A 24032-nucleotide genomic window follows, 5' to 3' on the forward strand; every position below is an offset into this window, starting at 1 on the left:
GCGACCGTCTCCACCCTCCGGCCCGCCGTCGCGACCCTTTTAGGAGTCGCCCGGCTACGGGTGAGCGATGAAGTTCGGCCTGCTGGACATGCTCGGGCTGGCGGCGTCGCTGGCGTTCGCGCTCCCGGTCGGTAACTACGGCCTGATGCGGCTGCTCGCGGGCGAGACCGCACTCGGCACGGCGATGGTCGTCGTCGCCGTGGCGATGGTGGTGCTGCCGCAGTTCTTCTTCGACCCCGCGAGGATCGCCCGCGGGCTGCTGGCCGGGCTGTTGCCCGCTCGGTTCCGGAGCGACGCCGACGAGGCGGAGCCGGGGTCCGATCCGGTCGAAAAGTAGGCGGTCGAAACGTAAGCGGCCGAAACGCGTGCGCTCGCGCCGCGGCCGGGCGCAGAAAACGGCCGGGCGCAGAAAACGGCCGGGCTACGCGACCGGCGTCCGCTCGACGACCGTGCCGTCGACGGTCGGGTACTGCTCGACGATCTCGCCCTCGTCGAGGTCGCCGTCCTCGACCATCTCCTCCAAGAGCCACCACGCCACCTCGACGTGGTTCGACTTGACCGTGTAGAACTCCTCGGGGACGCCGAGCTCCTCGAAGCGCTCGGCCGGCGCGTACGCCTTCCCGTAGACGAGCGTGCCGTCGTCGGTCACCTCGTCGAACTCGCGGCGGAGGTTCTTCGCCATGCGCTTGAGCCGGTTGCGGTGCTGGGCCGCGTCCTTGAAGACGCTGGTACAGAAGTACACCTTCTCGTGGGAGGCCATCTCCTCGAGGATGGCGTCGTCCTTCGACCCCTCGACCGCGGACATGTGGCCCTCCTGCAGCTCGAAGCCCTCCTCCTGCATCCGGCGGTAGTTGCCGTCGGACATCTCGAACTCGTTGATGTTGCAGAACTCGGCGGCGCCCTCGTCGAGGAACTCCAGGAACTCCGGCTCGGCGCGGATGCCCGGGATCTCGAACGCGGGCGTGAGTCCCTCCTCGCGGGCGATGTGGAGGATCTCCTCCCATTCGGTGCCGTGCATGTCGCCCCACAGCTCCAGCGGCGGGTGGAAGCGGATCTCGTCGAGGCCCGCCTCCGAGAGCCGCCGCATGTTCTCGCGGCCGCCGGGGATACCGGTGTAGAGGTGGGTGTGGTGGTCCTCGCCGTACTCCTCCTTCAGCAGTTCCAGGTAGTGGCACGTCTTCTCGAGGGCTTCCTGCGGCTCGCCGCCGGTGATGGAGGTGCCGAGCGCGCTCATGCGCTCCGCCTCCGCGAGCACGTCCTCGTCCGACTCCACCTTCCGCTCGTTGGCGTAGACGTCCGTGACGTTCTTCCGGTTCTCGCCGAGGGGGCAGTAGAAGCAGTCCCGCTGGTCGCAGTAGCCGTAGACGAACAGGACCATCTTCCCGCCCTTGGCGCACTGTTCACAGCCCTTCGAGATCATTCGTCCCTCTCTACCGGCTCGGGACTCAAAAAGCGTCCGGAGCGTCCGCCCCGTGTGTGCCGCGTTCCCGTGCGACGCGGTGTCTGACGGAAGGTTTGTGCCTCGCGAGCGCCTCCGGACGGTCATGGAACGCGAGGCACGCGAGGCGACTGACCGCGCGGACGCCGTGACCGGAACCACGCGCCGCCGCCTGCTCGCCGCCGGGGGCGCCGCGGCGGTCGTCGGGCTGGCGGGCTGTGCGGGCATCGATACGGACCTGATAACCGGCTCCGGGCCGGCGGAGTTCGACGCGGAGGCGGCGACGGTCGCGGACGCGACCCTCTCGGAGACGGGCTACGAGCTCGTCGACGTGAGCGAGGACGTGCGCACTGAGTCGTTCGAGGTGGCCGACCAGACTCGCGAGGTCGAGGTGACGAGCCACTTCGCGGAGTACGACCGCGCGGTGGAGATCCTCGGGGAGCGCTTCCAGGCGGCCGTCTTCGTCGCGTTCTCGACCCCGCAGATCGAGGTGCTCGGCCGGACGTTCAACCCCGTCGGCGACATGTCCAGCGAGGACCTCGCCGAGATGGTCCAGAGCCGGTACGACGGCGTGGAGGACCTCGAGCGGCGCTCGGAGTACGAGACGACCGTCGCCGGGAGCCAGTCGCGGGTCGTCCAGTACGACGCCCGCGCGGATCTGGCCGAGAGCGGCGTGACCGTCGACCTCGTGCTCCACGTCGCGGACCCCGTCGCGGTCGGCGGCGACTTCGTGGTCGGGATCGGCGCCTATCCGGAGGCCGTCGGCGACGGGGACGCCGTGCGGGCGCTGCTGAACGGGATCGAGCACCCTGAGGCCTGAACGCGGCCCGCCGGGGCAGTCCTCGACCGTCTCCCGGCCCGTCGCCGTGGCCGAAAGCATATGCCGAGCGACCGCGTAGCCCGTCCCGATGCTGTTGGTTCTCTGTGTCGACCTCGACGACGACCTCGGCCGCAAGACCGGGATCCCCACCCCGGTGATCGGCGCGGACGAGGTCACCGAGGCCGCGGTCGCGCTCGCGACCGCCGACCCGGAGGACTCCGACGTGAACGTGCTCTTTCAGGGCGTCAACGTCCACGACGAGTTGGCCGCCGAGACCGGCGAGGAGGTGGAGGTCGCGGCCGTCACCGGCGTCGACGGCTCCGACGTGCAGGCCAACCGCAAGGTGGGCAACGAGGTCGACCGCGTGCTCGCGGAGCTGGCGACCGGCGAGGAGGTGCGCGCGGTCGTCATCACCGACGGCGCGCAGGACGAGTCCGTCCTCCCCGTGATCCGCTCGCGGATGCCGATCGACGGGGTCCGGCGCGTCGTCGTCCGGCAGGCGCAGAACCTTGAATCGATGTACTACACGATGAAGCAGGTGCTCGCGGACCCCGAAACCCGCGGCACCGTCCTCGTGCCGCTGGGTATCCTGCTCCTGATCTACCCGCTCGTCGTCGTGGCAAACCTGTTCAACGTGGCCGGCGCCGCGGTGCTGGGACTCATCTCCGCGCTGTTGGGACTCTACTCGCTGTTCCGCGGACTCGGACTGGAGGCCAGCGTGGACACGGTCGCCGACCGCGTCCGGAACGTGCTGTACGCCGGCCGGGTGACGCTCATCACCTACGTCGTCGCGCTCGCGCTGCTGATCATCGGCGGCGTGCAGGCGGTCGAGACCGTCGATCGAGTCCGCGCTCTTGCGGGCGGCGGGACCGTCCCGGTCGGCACCGCGGCCGCCGCCTTCGTCCACGGGTTCGTCCAGTGGGGCGCCGCCGCGGGGATCACCTCCAGTCTGGGCCAGGTGACCGACGAGTACCTCGCGGACCGGTTCCGCTGGCGCTACCTCAACGCGCCGTTCTACGTCGTCGCCATCGCGGTAGTTCTGTACGCCCTCTCCGGGTTCTTCCTCCCCGCCGGGGTCCCCGGCGTGACGAGGCTGACGCTCGGCGACCTCGCGCTCGCGCTCACCGCGGGGACGCTGCTCGGCGTGTTGAGCACGCTGACGTTCGCCGTGGTCGAGTCGCGGATCGCCTCGACGGCGGAGCCGACCTGACCCGACGGTCGCCCCCACCGACCGTCCGGGCCGGGATCAGAGTGCGTCGCGGTCGTCCGCGTCGGCGCCAGCGTCGTCGGTCGCTGAGTCCGCGTCGGCGCCGGTGTCGTCCGTCTCTGCCGCTGTGGGGCCGTCGTCGGTCGCGGCAGCCGTGTCGGCCGAAGAGGTATCGCCCCCGCCGCGGCGCCCGCGGAGCCACCACCCGACCCCGACGCCGAGCGCCAGCGAGGCGGCCGGGAACGCGAGCACGAACAGCAGGAAGACGATCAGTAGCTCCGGACCGCCCGGAACGCCGAACTGGAGCACGGAGGGCACGGTCATGCTCCAACGACTCCCGTCTCGTCACAAAAGGATGTCGCCGGCTACCGGGAGCTGTCGTTCCCGCGGTCGTCACCGTCTGTTTTCCGGTCGTCATCGTCGCTCCCGCGTCCGCCGCCGGTCTCCTCGTCCTCGGGCGCGGCGTCTCGCCGCCGCACCTGCAGGTACTCGCGGGCGCCGGCCGCGAACTTCACTCCGAAATAGACCAGCGCCAGCGCCGCGGCGGTGCCGATGGCGGCGATGGCGACCGTCTCGCCGCCGATCTGCAGCGGAACGGCGATAGCGAGGCCGTCGACGGGGACGACGGTTGCGGCCATGGGGTCACTCCCGGTCGTCGAGCAGTTGCGAGGCGGTGACCAGCGCGTCCAGTTCCACGTCGTGCTCCGCGAGCAGTTCGCGGGCCCCCTCCTCACGGTCGACCACGACCAGCACGCGGTTCACGACGGCGCCGGCCTCCCGGAGGGCTTCGACGGCGTCGACCGCGGACTGACCGGTCGTCGCGATGTCCTCCAGCACGACGACCTCCTCGCCCTCGGCGAGGGTCCCTTCGATCCGGTTGCCGGTGCCGTACTCCTTCGCCTGCTTGCGCGCGATGACGTAGGGGCGGTCGAGTTCAACCGCGGTCACCGCCACCAGCGGGACGGCCCCGAGCGCCACCCCCGCGAGGGTCGCGTCCGTGTCGCGGAGCCGGTCAGCGAACGCCGCCGCGATGAGGTCCAGACAGTGCGGGTCCGTCTCGAAGAGGTACTTGTCGACGTAGTAGTCGCTCGTGCCTCCGTGGGAGAGCTCGAACTCGCCGTACTGCACGGCGTCGGCCGCGCGCAACGCCGCGATGAGGTCGTCGGGTGCGTCGTCGGGCATCACTCGCGTAGGCGGCCGCGGGCGGCATAAACGGGTCGGAACGACCGCCGTTCTCGAATCGCCGATACGGCAAAAAGACATATATAGTGGTACGTCATACCATGCCGTGTATGTCGTCTGCACCCAGCACGAACGACGACGAGCTGTTCGACGAGTTCCTCGCGGACAACGGCCACGAGACGGAGATCGTACGCTGGGAGCGATCGTATAACAAGAAGCAGTGTCCGGACTGCGGGGCGCTTCACGACGAGTCGGCCGCGACCTGCGGGGTCTGCGGCTGGGATCCTGCGGCCTGACGGTCGCGTCGGCCGCGTCGGCCGCGCCACTACCGGTCCGTTTTCAGAAATTTCGCAGCGCGCGAGCGCCGGCTACGTCTTCAGCCCGCTCCCGGTGAGCGGAACAACCACGTCCTCGTCGGGAGCGATCACGCCGCGCTCGCGGAACGTGCGGAGAGCGGCGGGCGCGACGGCGCAGGTCGGCTCGACGTAGAAGCCGGCCGCGTGGAGCCGGTCGAGCTCGCGCTCGGCGTCGGCCTGGGTCACGGCGACCGCGTCGCCGTCGGTGGTCGCGATCGCCTCGAGGATCCGGTCGATCTGGACCGGCTCCGCGATCTGGATGCCGTCGGCGGCGTCGTTGACCGCGTCCGCGGGGTCCGCGGCGTCCGGCCCGTGGAGCGCGCGGACGACCGGCGCGACGCCGGCGGCCTGCGCGCCGAGCAGCCGGGGGACGCGGTCGGTCCACCCCGCCGCCTTCATCGCCCGGAAGCCGAGGTAGGCGCCGAGGAACAGGGTGCCGTGTCCGAGCGGCGTCACCACGGCGTCCGGGACGGTCCAGTTGCGCCGGTGGGCCACCTCGTACGCGAAGGTGGCCGTTCCCGCGAAGAACGCGGGGTTCCACGCGTGGCTGGCGTACCACGCGTCGCCCTCGCGGACGCGCTCCAGACACGCGTCGGTCACGTCCTCTCGGCTCCCCGGGACCCGGACCGGCTCCGCGCCGGTCCGGCGGATGGCCGTCAGCTTCGACTCCTTCACGCCCGCCGGGACGTAGACCTCTGCGTCGATCCCCGCGCGGGCGGCGTAGGTCGCGACCGCGGCGCCCGCGTTGCCCGAGGAGTCCTCCACGACGCGCTCGACGCCCAGTTCTCGGGCTCGGGTGAGCGTCGTCGTCGCGCCGCGGTCCTTGAACGAGCCGGTCGGGAAGACGTACTCCAGCTTGAACGAGGCGTCCCAGTCGGGCGCGTCCGCACCCCCGCCGGCGTCCGCGTCCACGAGCGGCGTCGCGCCCTCGCCGAGCGTGACGCGATCGGCCGGGTCGTCGCCGACCGGGAGGAAGTCGTCGAAACTCCAGAGCCCTTCGCGGGCGTCGAACGCTTCCGGGTCCGGGGCCGGCGGCTCCGGCAGCGGCTGCTCGGCGAATCGCAGCGGGGAGCCGCAGGTGCAGCGCCAGCGGTCGCGGTAGGTCGCCCCGCAGTCGGGGCATCGGAGCGCGGTGGGGCCGTCCGTGATCGGTCCGTCCTCGCGGGCCATCAGTAGCTGTCCACGTCGACGGCGACCGAGCAGACGTACTCGCCGGAAGCCACCTGGGGGAGCCGGCGCGACCGCCAGAAGATCCCGTCGCTGTCGGCGGTGACGTTCGCCTTCACCGTGCCGAAGACGTCGGTCACCTCGAAGAGGTCCTCCCCGCGGGACACCTCCGCGCCGATCTCGCGTTTGAACCGCACGAGCCCGCCGGCGGGGGAGGCGTACTGGTCGAAGCCGCGGGAGCGGGTCTGCGTCTCCACCTCGACGTCGCCGTCGAGGAACCCGTAGTAGCGGAGGACGTTGAACGTCCCCTCGACGCCCTTCCGGATCGACTCCTCGTCCCACCCCACGCAGCCGCCGAGCTCGGGGTCGATCGTCGGGACGCCCTCGTCCGGGCCGGCGCGGGCGAGCTGGCCGTCGGGACCCTTCTGGTCGAGGACGTAGCCGCAGCCGAACACTTTCGCGAGCCGGAGGCAGTCGCCGTGGAGGCGGTGACGGGGGCCACACCGCACCCGGACCTCGTCGATCATCCGGCTCGTGGAGCCCTGATGGAGGTCGAGGATGAGGTCCGCGCGCATCGCCGCCTCGAAGGTGGCGGCCGCGATGCGCTCCGAGGTGGTCCCGCTCTCGTCGCCGGGGTACGCCCGGTTCATCTTCGTGTCGTCGATGGGGTTGCGGTGTTCGGCCACCTGGAACGCGTGGTAGTTGACGATCCCGACGACGAGCACCGTCCCGGACAGTTCGGCGGGGTCGATCCGCGGGACGACCCGGTTGACGACGCCGAGCCCGTTCAGCTCGTCGCCGTCGCTGACCGCCTGCACGTACAGCGTCTTCCCGTCGGCGGCGCCGTTTATCACTGCGACCGGGAGCCGCACCGGGCTCCCGTCCCGCGTCTCGCCCACCTCAAGCCGCCCCGTGTCCGTCTCCCCAGGGGCCGCATTCGCCGTTCCCAGCGTGGTCATTAGCGGACGGAGGGGTGGGCGACTCTTTATCGGTTCGGTCCGACCCGGTGACTCCGCCGACGACACAACCTTTATCCGGGCAATTGGCGAATAGCGAGCCAACCGATCCACAGACGGCGTGGGGCTGCGGTCGTCGACGCCCCGCCGTCGTGACCACCCAATGAGCATCGACATCGACCCGCTCGTCGAGGGCAACGGACTGCGCGTCACGGACCACATCGAGAACGCGCAGTTCGAACTCTACACCGACCGACCTGTCGCTCCCGTCCCCACCGACGGGGAGAACCACTACTTCCCGGTCGACGCCGCGGTTCGGTTCTCGACGTCGTCGGTCACGGTGCCCCGCGTCGCGAACGTGGTCGTGCGGGACGTCACGGGGGCGGTGGTCGCGGAGGGGGCCGACATCGAGGTGCCCGAAGGCGAGTACTACGTGCAAGTGTCGCCGACGCCGACGAAGACGTACCTGCACGTCCGCTCCGGGTTCGCAGTCGTCTCCGGTGACGAACGCTCACGGATCGCGTTCGACGGGGAGACGGTCGTCTCCGCGGGATTCCGGTCGCTCAACGACCAGCCGGCGGGGACCATCACCACGCCGTCCGACCCGGAGTCGGTGATGCGGGCCGTCTCGCTTCTGGGATCGTCGCTCGCCACGACCAGTCCGGAGCGGTCCTTTCCGACCCTGCGAGGCCATCCGCCGCTGATCGAGATCGGCGACGGCTTTTCGGTCCCGGACTCAGTCGAGGAGACCGATTCCGGGGTGGAGATCGTCGTGCCGCCCGAGTATCGCTACGTCTTCGCGAGCGCCTCGATCGCGCACTACCTCGACGCCACGGTCGTTCCGGGGTCGGCGCCCGAGCTTCGCGGAGACGGATGGAGCCACTCGCTGGCCCCCGACTTCGAGGCGCGGTGCTCCCGCCTGTTACGGCGGACCTTCTATCTCGACTGTCTCGTTCGGACCGAGGGGTTCTATCCGGTCGAGCTGTACGAGCGGGACCGCTTGGACGACGTTCTCGACCTGGAGTACGCGAGGCTGTACCACCTGCCGCTTTCCGAGCGGCTGGGGGCGTACCTCGACGTGCCGTTCGAGGACCTGGAGCCGCTCCTCCCGCAGTGGTCGCTCACCACGGACGTGCGTCCGACCGCGGAGAACGTCTCAGTCCTGCCGTACCTCGCGGACGACCTGTCGCTGATCCGCTGTCCGGAGGCCGACCCGTCGGACACCGGCCCGGAGGCGACTCACGGCTCCGAGTTCCTTCGGTCGCCGACGGACGCGTCGGTCGTCCGCGGCGCGACGGATCGGGGGACCGGATTCACCGTGGACGACGGGCAGTTCGTCCAGCCCGATCCGGTCGACACCGTCGAGCACGCCTGGGTCGGGGAGGGGATCCCGATCGGCGCCAACAAGGCGACCATCGAGGCGTACCGGCGACGCATCGGCCGCGGCACGCCCGAACGGGGGCCGATCTCGGTGAGCGTCGTCTGCAACGACGACCGAATGCGGGAGGAGGGGGAGGTGGCGGCCCTGTACGGGCTCCGCGACATGCTGCAGTTCGACATCGAGGTGACACACGACCTGACCCGGGCGGAGATGCGGGAGCTGCTCGCGTCCGACGTGGACTTTCTCCACTACATCGGGCACGTCGACGACCGCGGGATGCAGTGTGCAAACGGGTTCCTGGACCTCACGGAAGCCTCCCTGGAGATCGGGGTCGACTCCTTCCTCCTGAACGCGTGTCAGTCCTACAGACAGGGACAGGCGCTCATCGAGGCGGGGAGCCGCGGCGGGATCGCGACGCTGACAGACGTGGCGAACGCGCCCGCGACCGAGCTCGGCCGGATCGTCGCTCGGCTGATGAACGGCGGGTTCAACCTTCGGACCGCGCTCCACGTCGCCCAGCGCGCCCTGATCACCGGCCATCAGTACAGCGTGCTCGGGGACGGTGGCGTGACGTTGTGCCAGAGCCGGAGCGGAATCGCGTCGATCTTCGAACTCAGTGAGAGGGATCAGGAAACGTACGACCTCACCGTCAAGACCTATCCGCTGGGCGGGTTCGGGATCGGGACGTTATTCACGCTGAGTACTGACGCATTAGATCAGCACTGTCTGGTTCCGGGAGAAGTTACGATCCATGATATCTCATCCGATAACATAGAGCGACTGCTAGAATTAGAAGTGTTTCCAGTATTTGTCAACGGCGAGCTACACTGGAGCGACGAACTCCTTCCGATGTAATAAACTGGGATTACGGACCGGGCATTGCGGACCCGACGTTCGCCGCAGCCGGGGCGGCCTGCGACAGCAGGAGCAGGGTCATGAACAGGACGCCGGTCATCTTCGGGTTCTCGGACAGGTAAGCGCTGATTGCTTCCATACTTTCAGAAACACCGGTTTGAAATGAAATGTCTATGTAAAAGTATTGATACATTTCTGATGATCTAATCAGATATTTTCAGAAATTATCTTCGGCGGCGGCGCGCCGGCCGTCTCGGTCGCCGGTCGCTCCGGAATTGTGAGTGGGTCCTAAAAGTTCCGCGCGTCCGCGTATCGATTCTGAAAACTGCGCCGCGGTGGTCCACGGACCGGGTTCGATCGGCCGATCCGACCGCGTTCAGTCTTTCTTCGGAGGGTTCTCGGCCAGTTCGCGGTAGATGCGGTAACAGCGGTCGAGCACGTCGAGCGAGACGCTCTCGGTCTCGGTGTGGGCCTCGCCCGGCTCGGAGGCGCCACAGACCACGCACTCGACGCCGACCTCGGCGAGCCACCCGGCGTCGGTCGCGTGCGGTTTCGTCACCAGTTCGGGGTCGCCGTCCTGGGCGGCCTCGGCGGCCGCGAGCGCCGCCTCGGCGAAGGCGTCGTCCCCGCAGGCCATCGGCGGGAGGTCCTGATCTACCTCCCACTCGACGCCCGGAAGCGCCTCCACGCGCCCGAGGTCGGCGCGCTCGCCCGGCACGGTGCGCTCGTCGACGGTCACCTCGCAGGCGTCCGGGATCACGTTCCACGCGTCCCCGCCGTCCATTTTCGTCACCGCGACCGACCCCGAGAGCGTCTCGCCGAAGACCTCGGCCTCGGGGAACTGGATGTCGCGGATCACGTCGACTGCGTCGCAGGCGCGGTACACCGCGTTGACGCCCGACTCCGGCTCGGAGGCGTGGGCGGCCTCGCCCGTCGCGCGCACGGTCGACCCCCGCCGGCCCTTGTGTGCGACGACCACGTCCGTCACGCCCGCCTTCGAGTAGTTCGTCGACCCCTCCGCGACCAGCGCGTAGTCCGGTGCGAACCCCGCGTCGATGGCGGCGCGGGCGCCGGTTCCGCCCACCTCCTCGCCCACGAAGGAGGCGACGACGAGTTCGACGCCCGCGGGTACCGCGGCGTCGCGGAACGCCAGCATGCAGGCCGCGACCGCCCCCTTCATGTCGGCCGTCCCGCGCCCGTAGAGCCGTCCGTCGCGCTCCTCGACGACGTACCCCCCGTCGTCGGTCGTCTGGCGGGGCGCGGGCGGGACCACGTCGTGGTGCCCCACGAGCGCCAGAGTCGTGGCGTCGGGGTCGTCGGTCGCGCCGCGGCGGGCGACGACGTTGCCCGTCTCGTCGCGCTCCACGGCGGCGTCGGTCTCCGCGCGGAGCCACGCCTCGATGGCGTCGCCCGCGTCCGTCTCGTCCTCGTGAGAGGGGATCGACACCAGTTCGGCGGTCAGGTCGGCGAGTTCCGTCACATCCGGCGGTGGGACGCGCGAGGGCATAAATCGGCGGGAGCCGGCGAGGCCGGAGGAGCATCGCCGGACAACCGACGCCGCGTCGCCCCGGACAACGGCTTCAAGTACCGCACGCGCCCACCACGGGGTAATGAGCGACACGGGCGAGGACGGGGACGGAGAGAGCCCGGGACGGGACGGCGACGCGGAGAGCGCCGACTCGGCGGACGCGACCGCGGACCCGACCCCGACGATCCGCCACCTCGACGAGCGGGCGGTCCAGCGCATCGCGGCCGGCGAGGTCGTCGAGCGCCCCGCCTCGGTGGTGAAGGAGCTGGTCGAGAACAGCCTCGACGCGGACGCCGACCGCGTCTCGGTCGCCGTCGAGGCGGGCGGCACGGAGTCGATCCGCGTGCGCGACGACGGCGTCGGCATCCCCCGCGACCAGCTGGCGGCCGCGGTCGCGGAGCACGCCACCTCGAAGATCGACGGCGCCGCGGACCTCGACGCCGGCGTCGGCACGCTCGGCTTCCGCGGCGAGGCGCTGTACACCGTCGGCGCGGTCTCCCGACTCACCCTCCGCTCGCGCCCCCGGGACGCGGCCGGCGCGGGCGCGGAGATCACCGTCGAGGGCGGCGACGTGGGCGAGGTCAAACCGGCCGGCTGCCCGACCGGGACCACCGTCGAGGTCGCGGACCTGTTCTACAACACCCCCGCCCGCCGGAAGTTCCTGAAGACGACCGCGACCGAGTTCGACCACGTCAACACCGTGGTCACGCAGTACGCGCTCGCGAACCCCGACGTGGCGGTCTCGCTGGAGCACGACGGCCGCGAGGTGTTCGCGACCGAGGGGAACGGCGACCTCCGCTCGGCCGTCCTCGCGGTCTACGGCCGCGAGGTCGCGGAGGCGATGGTCGACGTGGAGTGGACGCCGGGGACCGACGCCGAACCCGACAGCGAGGGCGAGACCCCCGTCCGGCGCGTCCACGGCCTCGTCTCCCACCCCGAGACGACCCGCGCGGGCCGGGAGTACCTCGCGACGTTCGTCAACGACCGCTACGTCACCGCCGGGGGGCTCAGAAACGCGGTCGTGGAGGCCTACGGCGGCCAGCTCGCGCCCGACCGCTATCCCTTCGCGGTCCTCTTCGTGGAGGTGCCGACCGACGCGGTCGACGTGAACGTCCACCCGCGCAAGATGGAGGTGCGCTTCGACGAGGAGGCTGCCGTCGTCGCGGCGGTCGAGGAGGCGGTCGAGGACGCCCTGCTCGACCACGGCCTGATCCGCTCGACCGCACCCCGCGGACGCTCGGCCCCCGACGAGGCGCGCGTCTCCCCCGAGTCGGCCGACGCGGAGGCGGTCGGCGGCGCCGGAACCGACCACGAGCGCGCGGCCGGCGTGGGGGAGCGAAGCGGAACCGACGCGACCGGGGACGGAAATGCGGGCGGAACAGACGACAGAAATGCGGGCGGGACCGCGGGCGCGACTGCCGACGGAAACGCGGACGCGACCGCGGACAGAAACGGGGTCGAGACCGCCGACACGGCGACGGAGCTTGACCCCGAGGACGCCGACGCGTGGACCGTCGAGGGGCTCGGCGGCGGCTCCGAGGCTGCGGGGTCCGCGGAGGACGCGGCCTCGGACGACGGGAGCGGCGGCGGACTCCCGGATCACAACGCGAGCCGGACGGACCGCGACAGGCCCTCACCGCGGGCGTGGCAGTCGGACGCATACGCCGGGACGGACACCGATGCCGAGACGGACACCGATGCCGAGACGGACACCGATGCCGAGACGGACACCGAGGCGGACGCACACACCGGACGTCCTTCTGTCGACGGGGACGCGGGGAGTTCTTCTGTCGACGGAGACGCCGATCGCGGTACAGTCCCCGGCTCCGGCGGCCGCTCCGACGCGCCCGCCGCATCCTCGCGGCGCGTCACCGACGCCGGGAGCCAGCGCACGCTCGGGGGAGACGAGGCGACCGCGGAGCGCGAGTACGAGCGCCTCCCGTCGCTGCGCGTGCTCGGCCAGCTCCACGACACCTACGTCGTCGCGGAGGCGCCCGACGGGCTGGTGCTTATCGACCAGCACGCGGCCGACGAGCGCGTCAACTACGAGCGCCTCCAGCGCGAGTTCGCGGACGGCGCGGCCGCGCAGGCGCTCGCGGAGCCGGTTCGGGTGGAGCTGACCGCCCGCGAGGCGGCGCTGTTCGCGGAGTTCGCCGACGACCTCGCCGAGATCGGCTTCGAGGCGGAGCGGGACGGCGAGCGCGCCGTGGCGGTGTCGGCGGTCCCGGCGGTGTTCGACGCGACGCTCGACCCCGACCTCGTGCGCGACGTGCTCGGATCGCTGGTGAGCGACGCCGCCGACGGCGACGAACCGGTCGCGGACGTGGTCGACGAGCTGCTGGCGGACCTCGCCTGCTACCCCTCCGTGACGGGCAACACGTCGCTGACCGAGGGCTCCGTGGTCGACCTGCTCGCGGCACTCGACGACTGCGAGAACCCCTACGCCTGCCCGCACGGCCGGCCGGTCGTCATCGCGTTCGACCGGACGGACATCGAGGACCGCTTCGAGCGCGACTACCCCGGCCACGCCGGACGCCGCGCGGAGTAAGGGTTATCGGAAAGACGCGGCGCGGAGGAGGGCGCCGCGCTCGTTCCTACGGATCCCCCCGCTTATGGTGCACCCAGCCGAGCGCCCGGTATGGAGTGGTACGCGTGACCGACCTCGTAACGTTCGGCGAAACGATGTTGCGGCTGTCGCCCCCGCGCGGCGAGCGGCTGGAGACGACCCGCGAGCTCGGCGTGCAGGCGGGCGGCGCCGAGAGCAACGTCGCGGTCGGCGCGGCGCGGCTCGGCGTCGACGCGGCGTGGCTCTCGCGGCTTCCCGACTCGCCGCTCGGCCGCCGGATCGTGAGCGAACTCCGCAGCCACGGCGTCCGCACCGGCGTTTCGTGGGCTGACCCCGAGGGAACCCGCGTCGGGACCTACTACCTCGAACACGGCGGGGAGCCCCGCGGGACGAACGTGATCTACGACCGCGCGGACGCCGCGATCACCGGGGTCTCCGCCGGGGAACTGCCGACCGGCGTCTTCGAGTCGGCGGACCGGTTTCACACCACGGGGATCACGCCCGCGCTCTCGGCCGAGGCGGCCGAGACGACAGCGTCGCTGCTGGAGACCGCTGGCGAGCACGGCGTGACGCGCTCGTTCGACCTGAACTACCGGGCGAAGCTCTGGAGCCCCGAGGCGGCGAAGTCGGCCTACGAATCCCTGTTCCCGGATATCGACACGCTGTTCGTCCCCGTCCGCGACGCGCGGCGCGTGCTCGACCGCGAGGGCGACGCGGTCGACATCGCCCACGGACTGGCGACGGACTTCGGCTTCGAGACCGTCGTCGTCACTCGAGGACCGGAGGGCGCGCTCGCGCTGGCGGACGGGTCGGTCCGCGAGCAGGGCGTCTTCGAGGCCGACACGTTCGACGCCATCGGAACCGGCGACGCCTTCGTGGCCGGGTTCCTCGCTCACCGGCTCGACGGCGGCGACGTGGCCGACGCGCTGGAGTACGCCGCCGCGACCGCCGCGCTCAAGCGGACGGTCGACGGCGACCTGGCCGTCGTCACGCCCGCGGAGGTCGAGCGCGTCATCGGCGGCGAGGGCGGCATCGACCGATAGCCGACGACCGACCGCGAGCGTCGACGGATCCCGGCCGGCCGTCGCCGCCGCTCAGTCCCGGTCCGCGGTGTTTCTCCCCTCTTCTTCCACCGGGATCTGGTGGGCCGACTCCGCGAAGCCGGCCGAAAGGATCCGGGTCATCGCCTCCTCGACGCTCTCATTGGTCTCGGTGATGCGTTCCGGCTCGACCTCGATCACGTAGCCGGAGGTGATGTTCGGCGCGGTCGGCATGAACAGCACGACCTTCCCGTCGGTCGTTTTCTTGCCCGTCTTGAACGCGGTCATGCGGATTCCGTCCCACGTTTCGAGGTGGACCGGCGTCTGGAGTTCGTCGGTGCCCGAGAGGGCGGTCTCGACGGCGAGTTTGGAGGCGTTGTACACCACGCGGAGCGCGGGGAGCCGGTTGATCGCGTCATCGAGTTTGGTCTCCGCGACGCGGCCCATCGTCGTCCGCATGAAGTAGCCGACCGCGAGCACGAGCGTCGTGAACACCACGATCGCGATGACGACGCGGTAGACGGGCTCGACCCCGGTGGGGAGCCACCCCGGCTCCAACTCGCCGATGAACGGGAGCGCCACGATGTGCCGGTAGATCCACTGCACCAGCAGCAGGAGGACGATGAGCGGCACGAGGACGATGAGTCCGCTCGCGAAGTCGCGTTTCCACGTGGACATCTACTTGGTGGGTATGCGTAGCCGCCCCTTATCAGCGCTTCTACACGAGCCTCGCGCGGTCCGAGTGATTAGCGACCCAGCACCGCCCGCACCGCGAACAGCAGGTTCGCCTTGCGCTCGCGGATGCGCCGGTAGAAGTACGAGAGCCACTTCCCACCGTAGGGGGCGTACTGCCACACCTCGACGTCCTCCGCCGCGAGGTCGCGCTGGGCGTCGTCGCGGACGCCCATCAGCATCTGTATCTCGTAGTCCGTGCCGTGCTCCTCGCCGAGCCGCCGCGCCAGCGAGACCATCTCCGGGTCGTGGCTCCCCACCGCGACGCCGCGGTCGCGGTGCTCGAACAGGTACTCGATGTCGCCCCGGTACGCCTCGTTGACGCGCGCCTTCTCGGTGTAGGCGATCTCCGAGGGCTCGTCGTAGGCGCCCTTCACGATCCGGACCTTCCCCGGCACGTCGACCACTTGCTTCAGGTCCTCGCGGGTGCGCTTGAGGTTCGACTGGAGACACTGCCCGACCGTCCACGGGTTGTCCGTCGCCACGTCCACGAACGCGTCCAGCGTCGCGTCGGTCGTGTCCGCGTCCTCCATGTCGCACCAGACGAACACGTCGCGCTCGTGGGCGTGCTCGACGACCCCCCGGAACAGCTCCGCGAACAGGTCCGCGGAGACGTCCAGCCCGATCTGGGAGGGCTTCACCGAGACGCAGGCGTCCAGCTCCGTGTCGGCGATGTCGTCGATCAGCTGCCGGTAGGCGGCCGCGTCCTCGCGGGCCGGCTCCGGGTCGTCGTAGTGTTCCCCGAGCAGGTTCAAGATCACCTTCACGCCCTCGTCGTTGCGCTCGCGCGCGTGGTCGAGCGCGGCCGCCGGCGTCTCGCCCGCGACGAACCGGCTCGCGATCGGCGGGATCATGGTCCGAAATTTTTGCCGGCGCGTAATCAGGGTTGCCGTCCGCGCCGGCGGAGCGGCGCCCACACGCTCCCGCGGCCGGCCGCCGCTTCCGCCCTCTCGTCGCCGTCCTTCCACACGCTATATACGGCCGCCGGGCGTGCGGTCCCGGTATGGTCGTCTCCCTCGTCGCCACCGCCTTCTGGGCGATGCTGCCAGCCTACGTGCCGAACAACGTCGCCGTCCTCGCGGGCGGCGGCCGCCCCATCGACGGCGGCCGGACGTGGAACGGCGCCCGCCTGCTCGGCGACGGCAAGACGTGGCGCGGCACCGCCGTGGGGACGCTCGCGGGCACCCTGCTCGCGCTCGCGCTCAACGCCGTCCGCGACCCTGTCGTCGCCGCGACCGGCATCGAGGCGCTCCCCGAGTTCTCGCTCGCGGCGGGGTTCGCGCTGGCGCTCGGCGCCATGCTCGGCGATGTCGGCGCCTCGTTCCTCAAGCGCCGCTCCGGCCGCGAGCGCGGCGCCGCGTTCCCCGGCCTCGACCAGCTCGACTTCGTCGTCGGCGCGATGGCCTGCGCGCTCGTCGCCGACCCCGCGTGGTTCCTCGCGACGTTCACGCCGCGCGTGATCGCCGCCGTCCTGCTGATCACCCCGCTGCTCCACGTCACGACGAACGTGATCGCGTTCAAGATCGGCGTCAAGAACGAACCCTGGTGAGCCGGCCCAGTCCTCGCGCGACGGACCCCGCGGACGCGCTCGCCCCCGGCCGCGCGGGCGCCGTCTCGGACCGTTTATGTCCCCACCGTCCCCTCAACCGACCATGAGCGAGGCCGAGGGCGACGAGGACGACGCGGCGGCCGCGACCGGCCGGGAGATCTGGATCGAGAAGTACCGCCCGCAGACCCTCGACGACATCCACGGACAGGAGGAGATCGTCGAGCGCCTGCAGAGCTACATCGAGCAGGAGGACATCCCGCACCTTCTGTTTGCAGGCCCCGCCGGCGTTGGGAAGTGTGTGACTGGCGACACGCCGGTTCTCACGGACGCTGGCCTCGAACGCGTCGAGGACGTCGTCGGCGAGACCGAGGGCTTCGACGACGCAGACTCTGAGCTGTCGGTCGCGACGCTGGCCGACGACGGCTCCTTCGAGTACGCGTCCCCCTCGCACGTATTCGGCAAGGAAGCCGACGAACTCGTCGAGATCGAGACGCGTGACGGCGGGAGCTTCCGGGTCACGCCCGAGCATAAGCTCCGAGTAGTCGATGGCGAGGGGTTCGACTGGATCCCCGCGCGTGACCTCTCCGATGGGGACCGGATCGCGAGGCCACGCCGCGTCCCGGCGCCCGACGGGCCGGCCGAACTTCCGTGGATGGAGGCGATGGATCCGGAGCGGACGGAGGTGACGCTGACCGACGACGCGGCCGCCGACTTCGGGGTCGACGCTCCCGTCACGCTCGCCCGACTCGCGGTGGCCGACCGACCGATCGACCCGGAGGACGTGACCCGGATCGAGTACGTGAACGTCCACGGCCACAGATCCCGGAGCATCACGCCGCCGTCGCAGGTCACGCCGGAACTGGCTCGCTTCGTGGGACTGGCTGTGAGCGAGGCTCGGATCGAGGGTGGCAAGATCAAGTTCTACAACACCGACGAGGAGCTCCTCGACGCGTTCGAGGCCGCCGCCCACGACTGCTTCGACGTGGAGACATCGCGCGGCGTACAGCAGGACGTGCCCTTCGTCCGGATCGGATCGCGCACACTGACGCACTATCTGGAGTCGGTGTTCGACGTGTTCGCCGGAGCGAGCCGCAAGGGGGGGATCGGCTCCGCCATCCTCCGAGCCGACGACCAGTCGCGGGCGGCGTTCGTGCGCGCGATGTTCGACGCCGAGGCACACGTCGGCGCACAGGGAACCGTCGAACTCACCCAGAAGAACGAGGACCACGTGACCCTGCTCGCGTATCTGCTCTCCACGTTCGGGGTCCCGTCCCGACAGAAGGACCTCACGAAGTCCGCGACCAACGGGACCGGAACGGAACGCACGTACCGCGCGCTCTACCTCTCCGGCGCGACCGCGCTCGACAGGTTCCGCAAGGAGATCGGGTTCGCCGTCGACTACAAGGCCGATGAACTGGCGCGTCACGCCGACAAGGAGTCGAACCCGAACTTCGACACGGTCCCGGCGCAGACGGTCCTCCGTGACCTCTGTGACCGGTTCGACGTTCCGGTCACCGAGCACCTCCCGAAGTCGCTCGACCCCGACTCGCCCGGGCGAGAGGCGTACTGCAGCGCGCTCGACGGCGCCGTCGTCGCCGCGCTGGAGCGGATGGACGACGCCCAGCTCGCGCTCGAACGCCTCGACGAGATCCAGCCGGAGATCGAGGCGACCGCGAGCGTTCCGGCGACGTGGGTCGACGGACGTGCCGAATTGGCCCCCATCGAGACGCGTCACGAGGTCTCGGAGGCCGTCGGCGCGCGAACCGACCGGCTCCTCGAGTACAGCGACGGCCGACGAACCCCGCGTGCCGACAGAGCCCGCACGATCCTCGACCGGATCGGCCGGCCGGTCGAGGAGGCGCGGGTCGGACGCGTCAAGGAAGGGCTCCGCGAGGCCGTCGACCTGCTCGGAGTCAGCTACGCCGAGATCGTCGAGGACATGGAGCTGTCCACTCCCGACCTCACGAACCTCCTCCGATCCGACGACTCGGAGGTTCGGTCGCTGACGCGGTTCGTCTCCGTTGCGGAGCGTCTCCGTTCGCTCGCGAACCGACGGTTGTCGCTCGACGCCATCGAGCAGGTCGATAAGGCGAACCGCCTCGCGGACAACGACCTCTACTACGACTGCGTCGAGTCAGTGGAGCGCGTCGAAGCCGACGAGCGCGTGTACGACCTGACGATGCCCGGCACCCGGAACTACGTCGCCGGACGCGTCCCGACCGTGATGCACAACACGACCGCGGCCACGGCCATCGCCCGCGAGGTATACGGCGAGGACGACTGGCGCGGCAACTTCCTCGAGCTCAACGCCTCGGACCAGCGCGGGATCGACGTGGTCCGCGACCGGATCAAGAGCTTCGCGCGGTCGTCGTTCGGGGGACACGACCACCGGATAATATTCCTTGATGAAGCCGACTCGCTGTGCGTGCCACCAGGAACGGAGGTGGTCACAGGATATCCCTCGTCGCCGGAGGTGAAACCGATCGAGGAAGTATCGACAGACGGCGAACCGATCCCATCGGTCGACTTCGAGACGAACGAGATCCAGTCAGACAAGGGGAAGCTGGTCGACTCCGGAACTGCGGACTTTTTCGAGGTCGAGCTGATCGACGGACGAACGATCGTTGCGAGTCCGACCCATCCGTTCTTCACGGTCGGAGAAGACGGCAGGCTCGTCGAAACGGAGCTCCGCGAGCTGTCGCCGGGCGACGAAATAGCGGACTTCAGAGACGACGCCGGTCTGTCACGATGTGAGGTCTGTGGCGACTGGACTGCAGGGCGGTTCTGTTCCCTCGGCTGCAAAAACGACGGCCACAGCCGCGAAATGCAAGGGGAAGGAAACCCGATGCATGGCAAGGAGTGGTCGGACGAGAGACGGAAGAAGATTGTCGAAAAGCTCTCCGATGGTCGATTCGCGGGCGAAAATAACCCGAACTTCGACGGGGAGTTCCACGGTGACTTCGTCTGGGAGATGGACGAGGAAACGGTCGAGCGCGTCCGCGAGACTATCAGCGAGATGCGGAGTGGGACATCGTGGGAAGAGTGGGTTGTCGACGCCGACCCCGACGCAGTCAAGGAGCGTATCGGCGAAGCAACCTCCGAGTGGTGGGCCAGCCTCAGCGAGGAGGAACGGACGAAGGTCATCGAAAAGAGCGTGGAAAACTGTGACTATCCGGTCTGTGACATCAGTGGTGACAACAACCCGATGCGGGACCCGGAGATTGCAAGGAAGGTTTCGGAAGCGCTCCAGGGCCACGAGCCCACCGGGGGGAACATCAGGCACAGTGAGGAACTCGGCCACCTCGTCCGGTCCGATTGGGAGTACGAGGTCGCGAAGGCGTTGCAGGACGCCGATGTCGAGTACGAGTATGAACCGTCGTTCGAGCTGGCCGACTCCGTTTTCCATCCCGACTTCCTCGTTGACGACACGGTGATTGAGGTCAAAGGAGTCGCAGAACTATGGGGACAAGTGGAGAAGGTAGAGGAGTTCCTGGAGACGTACGGAGACGAATACACCTTCGTCGTCGTGGGAGACAGTGACCTTCCCCATCACGAACACTACACGCGCGAGGATTTCGACCCCGCCATCGTCTCCGACGGAGGTCTACGGACGGTCGACACCGTCGGGATTCACCGGATAGAGCACAGCCACCGTGGGAAGGCCTACAACATCACCATGGAGAGCACCCCGAACTTCATGCTCGCAAACGGAATCCTGACCCACAACACCGACGACGCCCAGTCAGCACTCCGCCGGACGATGGAGCAGTTCTCCGACAACACGCGGTTCATCCTCTCGTGTAACTACTCCTCGAAGATCATCGACCCCATCCAGTCGCGGTGTGCCGTCTTCCGCTTCTCGCCGCTGTCGGACGAGGCGGTCGCCGCGCAGGTCCGCGAGATCGCGGAGACCGAGGGGATCGAGGTGACCGAGGAGGGCGTCGACGCCCTCGTGTACGCCGCCAACGGCGACATGCGCCGGGCGATCAACTCCCTGCAGGCGGCCGCGACCACGGGCGAGGTCGTCGACGAGGAGGCGGTGTACGCGATCACCGCGACCGCCCGGCCCGAGGAGATCGAGTCGATGGTGCGGGACGCGCTGAACGGCGACTTCTCGAAGGCGCGCGCGACGCTGGACACCCTCCTCACCGAGACGGGGATGGCGGGCGGCGACGTGATCGACCAGCTCCACCGCTCCGTCTGGGAGTTCGACCTCTCCGAGCGCGAGGCGGTGCGGCTGATGGAGCGCGTCGGCGAGGCCGACTACCGGATCTCCGAGGGCGCCAACGAGCAGGTCCAGCTGGAGTCGCTTTTGGCCTCGCTGGCCGTCGACGCGTAGGCCGCCCGCGACGGACGGGCTTTTTGCCGGCGGTCGCGAATCCGCGGCCATGCTCACGGTCGTCTCGGACACGCACAGCGAGGAGGGCCATCGGCTGACCGGGCGGACGCTGGAGGCGGTCCGCGAGGCGGACCTCGTGATCCACGCCGGCGACTTCTACACCGAATCGGCGCTCGACGCCTTCTACGAGGCGGCCGAGACGCTCCGTGCGGTGACCGGCAACAACGCGACGGCCGCGGTCCGCGACCGCCTCCCGGCCGAGCGCGTCGTCGAGTACGCGGGCGTCCGGTTCGCCGTGACGCACACGCGCCGCGGCGGGACGACCGCGCTGGCGCTGTTCGGGCGCGAGCGCGACGCGGACGCGGTCGTGTTCGGGCACAGCCACAGGCCCACCGTCGACGCGACCGGCGCGGTCACGCTCCTCAACCCCGGCAGCCACACGCAGCCGCGCGGGAACAGGGCGGCACACGCCGAACTCGTTCCCGACGGTGACGGGCTCGACGGACGGCTCGTGACGCCGCAGGGTGAGACGTTCGAGCGCTTTCGTGTCGAGCCGCGACGCTCCGACTGACGCGGGGTCGGAAGAAGACACCGGCACCGGTGGACTGTCCACGGCGTCGGCGAGTGGAGGGCCGAAGCGGGGCGAAACGGTCCGTCCGGCGGGTGGGGACGCGACGTGGGGGGCGTCGCGACGGTGGGCGTCGCGATGTGGGTGGGTCGGCGACGGTGCTGGCAGCGGCCGGACGGTCTCGCGGTCGGGTCGGCGGTGGGCGAGCCGACACCGATGCCGCATCCTCAACTAGACCGGTTGACAGTATATAGGTGGTCTAAGCACAAACGGCCGTTTTAGCAACCGAACGGCGCAGCGGTTCGTCGCAGCTCGCCGAAACGCCTAACCCGGTGCCCCGGTTACCGCGGCGTATGCCGTTGCAGGACCCCATCTACCTCGGCCTGATCGCCGTGCTCGTCGGATTCTTCCTCTTCGGATACCTCCTCGTCCGGCGGACGGTGCTGGGACTCCGAGAAGGCTACGAGGACGGGAAACGGTAGATGGCGCTCGAAACCGCCGTCACCTTTCTCGTGGCGGGCGCGGCCAGCCTCTTTATGGCGTGGTCGATCGGCGCCGGATCCTCGGGGTCGACCCCGTTCGCGCCCGCGGTCGGCGCCAACGCCATCTCGGTAATGCGGGCCGGCCTCGTGGTCGGCGTCCTCGGTTTCTTCGGCGCGGTGCTGCAGGGCGCAAACGTCACCGAGGCGGTCGGGACCGAGCTTATCGGCGGCGTCACGCTCACCGCCGGCGCGGCCATCGTCGCGCTCGTCACGGCCGCGGCGCTCGTCGCGGTCGGCGTCTTCGCGGGCTACCCCATCGCGACCGCGTTCACCGTCACCGGGGCCGTCGTCGGCGTCGGGCTGGCGATGGGCGGCGACCCGGCGTGGGCAAAGTACGGCGAGATCCTCACGCTGTGGGTGCTGACGCCGTTCGTCGGCGGCGGCGTCGCGTTCCTCACCGCCCGCGCGCTCATCGGCGACCGGTTCCCGGAGCGCGGGCTCACCGCGGCCCTGGCCGGCGCTGTCGGGGTCATCGTCGCTAACGTCGGGTTCGCGGCGCTCGGACCCGAGGGCGAGGCGGGCTCGATCGCCGGGACGATCGGCGGGAGTCTCGGCCTCGAAACGGTCGGGATCCCGGATGTCGCCGGGTTCGCGGTCGGGACCGTCGTCGTGTCGGCCGCGGTCGCCGCGCTCGTGGCGGTGGCCGTGTTCGCGGACCTCGGGCGCGACCGCGCGGGCGCCCAGCGCCGCTTCCTGTTGGCGCTGGGGGGGCTCGTCGCCTTCTCCGCCGGCGGGTCGCAGGTTGGGCTCGCCATCGGCCCGCTCGTCCCCCTGCTCAGCGAGGTGTCGGTGCCGCTATGGGCGGTGCTGGTCGGCGGCGGGTTCGGCCTGCTCGTCGGCTCGTGGACCGGCGCGCCACGGATGATCAAGGCCATCTCGCAGGACTACGCCTCAATGGGCCCGCGCCGCTCCATCGCCGCGCTGATCCCCTCCTTCGCCATCGCCCAGGCGGCGGTCGCGTTCGGCATCCCCGTCTCGTTCAACGAGATCATCGTCTCCGCCATCGTCGGCTCCGGGTTCGCGGCGGGCGACGCGGGCGTCAGCCGGCAAAAGATGCTCTACACCGTGCTCGCGTGGGTCGGCTCGCTGGTGCTGGCGCTGGGACTCGGGTTCTCAGTCTACTGGATCGTCTCGGCGCTGTTCGGATAAGGTGGGTGCGGACCTGCCGGGACGGAAATTGTGGGTGCGGCGCGCCCTCGTCCTGACCGACCGCGCTGACGCAGCTACTCCCCGGCGTCGAGCGCTTCGTTCTCCTCGTCGCTTCTTTCGTCCCCGTCCTCGCGCCGATACTCGTCGGTGACGGTGACGCGGGCCCGCATGATCCGGGTGTTGTCGACCCGCTCGATCCGGATCTTCACGCCGTCGTACTCGATCTCCTCGCCCTCCTCGACGAGGCGACCGGCGCGGTTGAACACGAAGCCGGCGAGCGTCTCGAACTCCTGCCCCTCCGGGAGGTCGATGTTCAGGAACTCGTTGACCTCGTCGATGTTCACCTCGCCCTGCACGACCGCGGTGTTGTCGTCGAGGAACTCCACCGGCTCGGGCTCGTCGCCCTCCAGGATGTCGCCGACGATCTCCTCGACCATGTCCTCCAGCGTGATGATTCCCTCGGTGGTGCCGAACTCGTCGATGACGATCACCATCTGGAGCCGGTTGTCCTGCATCTCCTGGAGCAGCTCGTCGGCGTTCTTCGACTCGGGGACGTGCAGCGTCGGCTTGACGACGCGTTCGAGGGAGGGTTCACCCTCCGAGTAGCGCAGTTCGCGCACGAGGTCGCGGACGTTGACGACGCCGACGATGTTGTCG

General features: G+C 69.8%; 23 protein-coding genes. 12 read left to right on the forward strand and 11 right to left on the reverse strand.

Annotated features, from left to right (window positions below; translation table 11 throughout):
• Positions 1–67: 67 nt before the first annotated feature.
• Positions 68–337 carry a DUF7533 family protein gene (locus tag AN233_RS12405; protein WP_058367093.1) on the forward strand — a complete coding sequence of 90 codons (270 nt, stop codon included), beginning with the start codon at positions 68–70 and terminating at the stop codon, positions 335–337.
• Positions 338–421: 84 nt separating this feature from the next.
• Here AN233_RS12405 and AN233_RS12410 read toward each other — a convergent pair whose 3' ends face one another.
• Positions 422–1420 carry a radical SAM protein gene (locus tag AN233_RS12410; RefSeq protein ID WP_058367094.1) on the reverse strand — a complete coding sequence of 333 codons (999 nt, stop codon included), beginning with the start codon at positions 1418–1420 and terminating at the stop codon, positions 422–424.
• A 124-nt stretch (positions 1421–1544) separates the two neighbouring features.
• On the opposite strand from AN233_RS12410, the gene AN233_RS12415 reads away from it, so the two are divergent.
• Together AN233_RS12415 and AN233_RS12420 are read left to right on the forward strand one after the other, a co-directional pair.
• Positions 1545–2258 (forward strand): DUF6517 family protein, encoded by a 714-nt coding sequence (locus AN233_RS12415; protein ID WP_058367095.1) that lies wholly within the window; start codon positions 1545–1547, stop codon positions 2256–2258.
• An 88-nt stretch (positions 2259–2346) separates the two neighbouring features.
• Positions 2347–3468 carry a DUF373 family protein gene (locus tag AN233_RS12420; protein WP_058367096.1) on the forward strand — a complete coding sequence of 374 codons (1122 nt, stop codon included), beginning with the start codon at positions 2347–2349 and terminating at the stop codon, positions 3466–3468.
• 36 nt (positions 3469–3504) lie between these two features.
• On the opposite strand, the gene AN233_RS12425 is transcribed toward AN233_RS12420, so the two are convergent.
• From AN233_RS12425 to pyrE, 3 genes are read right to left on the reverse strand one after another with little or no spacing between them, the layout of a single operon-like run.
• On the reverse strand, positions 3505–3789 hold the full coding sequence (locus AN233_RS12425; protein WP_058367097.1) for a hypothetical protein: 285 nt from the start codon (positions 3787–3789) through the stop codon (positions 3505–3507).
• Positions 3790–3830: 41 nt separating this feature from the next.
• Positions 3831–4103 (reverse strand): hypothetical protein, encoded by a 273-nt coding sequence (locus AN233_RS12430; RefSeq protein WP_058367098.1) that lies wholly within the window; start codon positions 4101–4103, stop codon positions 3831–3833.
• Positions 4104–4107: 4 nt separating this feature from the next.
• Positions 4108–4647 carry an orotate phosphoribosyltransferase gene (gene pyrE / locus AN233_RS12435; protein ID WP_058367099.1) on the reverse strand — a complete coding sequence of 180 codons (540 nt, stop codon included), beginning with the start codon at positions 4645–4647 and terminating at the stop codon, positions 4108–4110.
• Positions 4648–4757: 110 nt separating this feature from the next.
• Here pyrE and AN233_RS12440 point away from each other — a divergent pair, with 110 nt between their 5' ends.
• Positions 4758–4943: an HVO_0416 family zinc finger protein gene (locus tag AN233_RS12440; protein ID WP_058367100.1), complete on the forward strand. Its 186-nt coding sequence runs from the start codon at positions 4758–4760 to the stop codon at positions 4941–4943.
• A gap of 72 nt (positions 4944–5015) precedes the next feature.
• On the opposite strand, the gene AN233_RS12445 is transcribed toward AN233_RS12440, so the two are convergent.
• Together AN233_RS12445 and AN233_RS12450 are read right to left on the reverse strand one after the other, a co-directional pair.
• Positions 5016–6173, reverse strand: coding sequence for a pyridoxal-phosphate dependent enzyme (locus tag AN233_RS12445; RefSeq protein ID WP_058367101.1), 1158 nt, complete (start codon positions 6171–6173; stop codon positions 5016–5018).
• Positions 6173–7129 carry a succinylglutamate desuccinylase/aspartoacylase family protein gene (locus AN233_RS12450; protein ID WP_058367102.1) on the reverse strand — a complete coding sequence of 319 codons (957 nt, stop codon included), beginning with the start codon at positions 7127–7129 and terminating at the stop codon, positions 6173–6175. The genes AN233_RS12445 and AN233_RS12450 overlap by 1 nt, the downstream gene beginning before the upstream one ends.
• 160 nt (positions 7130–7289) lie before the next feature.
• Here AN233_RS12450 and AN233_RS12455 point away from each other — a divergent pair, with 160 nt between their 5' ends.
• On the forward strand, positions 7290–9362 hold the full coding sequence (locus AN233_RS12455; protein ID WP_058367103.1) for a hypothetical protein: 2073 nt from the start codon (positions 7290–7292) through the stop codon (positions 9360–9362).
• Positions 9363–9372: 10 nt separating this feature from the next.
• On the opposite strand, the gene AN233_RS18265 is transcribed toward AN233_RS12455, so the two are convergent.
• Both AN233_RS18265 and AN233_RS12460 read right to left on the reverse strand, forming a co-directional pair.
• Positions 9373–9501 (reverse strand): DUF7503 family protein, encoded by a 129-nt coding sequence (locus AN233_RS18265; protein ID WP_281176563.1) that lies wholly within the window; start codon positions 9499–9501, stop codon positions 9373–9375.
• Between the two features lie 237 nt (positions 9502–9738).
• Positions 9739–10842 carry a M20 family metallopeptidase gene (locus AN233_RS12460; protein ID WP_058367104.1) on the reverse strand — a complete coding sequence of 368 codons (1104 nt, stop codon included), beginning with the start codon at positions 10840–10842 and terminating at the stop codon, positions 9739–9741.
• 130 nt (positions 10843–10972) lie between these two features.
• On the opposite strand from AN233_RS12460, the gene mutL reads away from it, so the two are divergent.
• Entirely contained in the window at positions 10973–13438 is a 2466-nt protein-coding gene (mutL, locus tag AN233_RS12465; RefSeq protein ID WP_080508463.1) for a DNA mismatch repair endonuclease MutL, read from the forward strand.
• A 95-nt stretch (positions 13439–13533) separates the two neighbouring features.
• On the forward strand, positions 13534–14499 hold the full coding sequence (kdgK1, locus tag AN233_RS12470) for a bifunctional 2-dehydro-3-deoxygluconokinase/2-dehydro-3-deoxygalactonokinase (protein ID WP_176696691.1): 966 nt from the start codon (positions 13534–13536) through the stop codon (positions 14497–14499).
• A gap of 51 nt (positions 14500–14550) precedes the next feature.
• Here kdgK1 and AN233_RS12475 read toward each other — a convergent pair whose 3' ends face one another.
• Positions 14551–15174, reverse strand: a complete 624-nt coding sequence (locus tag AN233_RS12475; protein WP_080508464.1) for a DUF502 domain-containing protein — start codon at positions 15172–15174, stop codon at positions 14551–14553.
• 68 nt (positions 15175–15242) lie between these two features.
• Positions 15243–16082, reverse strand: a complete 840-nt coding sequence (locus AN233_RS12480) for a proline dehydrogenase family protein (RefSeq protein ID WP_058367105.1) — start codon at positions 16080–16082, stop codon at positions 15243–15245.
• Between the two features lie 149 nt (positions 16083–16231).
• Between AN233_RS12480 and AN233_RS12485 the strand changes: the two genes are divergently transcribed.
• The 5 genes from AN233_RS12485 (at position 16232) to AN233_RS12500 (ending at position 23375) form a co-directional block, all read left to right on the forward strand.
• Positions 16232–16777: a CDP-2,3-bis-(O-geranylgeranyl)-sn-glycerol synthase gene (locus AN233_RS12485; protein ID WP_058367106.1), complete on the forward strand. Its 546-nt coding sequence runs from the start codon at positions 16232–16234 to the stop codon at positions 16775–16777.
• Positions 16778–16880: 103 nt separating this feature from the next.
• A complete protein-coding gene (locus tag AN233_RS18400) occupies positions 16881–21116 on the forward strand; it encodes a replication factor C small subunit (RefSeq protein ID WP_080508465.1) in 4236 nt (1411 codons plus the stop codon).
• 49 nt (positions 21117–21165) lie between these two features.
• On the forward strand, positions 21166–21687 hold the full coding sequence (locus AN233_RS12495) for a metallophosphoesterase (RefSeq protein ID WP_058367107.1): 522 nt from the start codon (positions 21166–21168) through the stop codon (positions 21685–21687).
• Between the two features lie 350 nt (positions 21688–22037).
• On the forward strand, positions 22038–22166 hold the full coding sequence (locus AN233_RS18270; RefSeq protein WP_281176564.1) for a DUF7859 family protein: 129 nt from the start codon (positions 22038–22040) through the stop codon (positions 22164–22166).
• Positions 22167–23375: an inorganic phosphate transporter gene (locus AN233_RS12500; RefSeq protein WP_058367108.1), complete on the forward strand. Its 1209-nt coding sequence runs from the start codon at positions 22167–22169 to the stop codon at positions 23373–23375.
• Positions 23376–23449: 74 nt separating this feature from the next.
• Here the strand turns inward: AN233_RS12500 and AN233_RS12505 are convergent.
• A partial coding sequence (locus AN233_RS12505; RefSeq protein ID WP_125920034.1) for a transporter associated domain-containing protein occupies positions 23450–24032 on the reverse strand: 583 nt, incomplete at its 5' end.

It is taken from the genome of Haloparvum sedimenti (assembly GCF_001462205.1).
Taxonomy (GTDB): domain Archaea; phylum Halobacteriota; class Halobacteria; order Halobacteriales; family Haloferacaceae; genus Haloparvum; species Haloparvum sedimenti.

Excerpts from the sequence above, each read along its gene's own strand:
- AN233_RS12495 (WP_058367107.1), top strand. The coding sequence starts at position 21,166 with ATGCTCACGGTCGTCTCGGACACGCACAGCGAGGAGGGCCATCGGCTG.
- mutL (WP_080508463.1), top strand. The coding sequence starts at position 10,973 with ATGAGCGACACGGGCGAGGACGGGGACGGAGAGAGCCCGGGACGGGAC.
- AN233_RS18270 (WP_281176564.1), top strand. The coding sequence starts at position 22,038 with ATGCCGTTGCAGGACCCCATCTACCTCGGCCTGATCGCCGTGCTCGTC.
- AN233_RS12425 (WP_058367097.1), bottom strand. The coding sequence starts at position 3,789 with ATGACCGTGCCCTCCGTGCTCCAGTTCGGCGTTCCGGGCGGTCCGGAG.
- AN233_RS12500 (WP_058367108.1), top strand. The coding sequence starts at position 22,167 with ATGGCGCTCGAAACCGCCGTCACCTTTCTCGTGGCGGGCGCGGCCAGC.
- AN233_RS12485 (WP_058367106.1), top strand. The coding sequence starts at position 16,232 with ATGGTCGTCTCCCTCGTCGCCACCGCCTTCTGGGCGATGCTGCCAGCC.
- AN233_RS12420 (WP_058367096.1), top strand. The coding sequence starts at position 2,347 with ATGCTGTTGGTTCTCTGTGTCGACCTCGACGACGACCTCGGCCGCAAG.
- pyrE (WP_058367099.1), bottom strand. The coding sequence starts at position 4,647 with ATGCCCGACGACGCACCCGACGACCTCATCGCGGCGTTGCGCGCGGCC.
- AN233_RS12415 (WP_058367095.1), top strand. The coding sequence starts at position 1,545 with ATGGAACGCGAGGCACGCGAGGCGACTGACCGCGCGGACGCCGTGACC.
- AN233_RS12480 (WP_058367105.1), bottom strand. The coding sequence starts at position 16,082 with ATGATCCCGCCGATCGCGAGCCGGTTCGTCGCGGGCGAGACGCCGGCG.
- AN233_RS18265 (WP_281176563.1), bottom strand. The coding sequence starts at position 9,501 with ATGGAAGCAATCAGCGCTTACCTGTCCGAGAACCCGAAGATGACCGGC.
- AN233_RS12430 (WP_058367098.1), bottom strand. The coding sequence starts at position 4,103 with ATGGCCGCAACCGTCGTCCCCGTCGACGGCCTCGCTATCGCCGTTCCG.
- AN233_RS12445 (WP_058367101.1), bottom strand. The coding sequence starts at position 6,173 with ATGGCCCGCGAGGACGGACCGATCACGGACGGCCCCACCGCGCTCCGA.
- AN233_RS12455 (WP_058367103.1), top strand. The coding sequence starts at position 7,290 with ATGAGCATCGACATCGACCCGCTCGTCGAGGGCAACGGACTGCGCGTC.
- AN233_RS12405 (WP_058367093.1), top strand. The coding sequence starts at position 68 with ATGAAGTTCGGCCTGCTGGACATGCTCGGGCTGGCGGCGTCGCTGGCG.
- AN233_RS12475 (WP_080508464.1), bottom strand. The coding sequence starts at position 15,174 with ATGTCCACGTGGAAACGCGACTTCGCGAGCGGACTCATCGTCCTCGTG.
- AN233_RS18400 (WP_080508465.1), top strand. The coding sequence starts at position 16,881 with ATGAGCGAGGCCGAGGGCGACGAGGACGACGCGGCGGCCGCGACCGGC.
- AN233_RS12410 (WP_058367094.1), bottom strand. The coding sequence starts at position 1,420 with ATGATCTCGAAGGGCTGTGAACAGTGCGCCAAGGGCGGGAAGATGGTC.
- AN233_RS12440 (WP_058367100.1), top strand. The coding sequence starts at position 4,758 with ATGTCGTCTGCACCCAGCACGAACGACGACGAGCTGTTCGACGAGTTC.
- AN233_RS12450 (WP_058367102.1), bottom strand. The coding sequence starts at position 7,129 with ATGACCACGCTGGGAACGGCGAATGCGGCCCCTGGGGAGACGGACACG.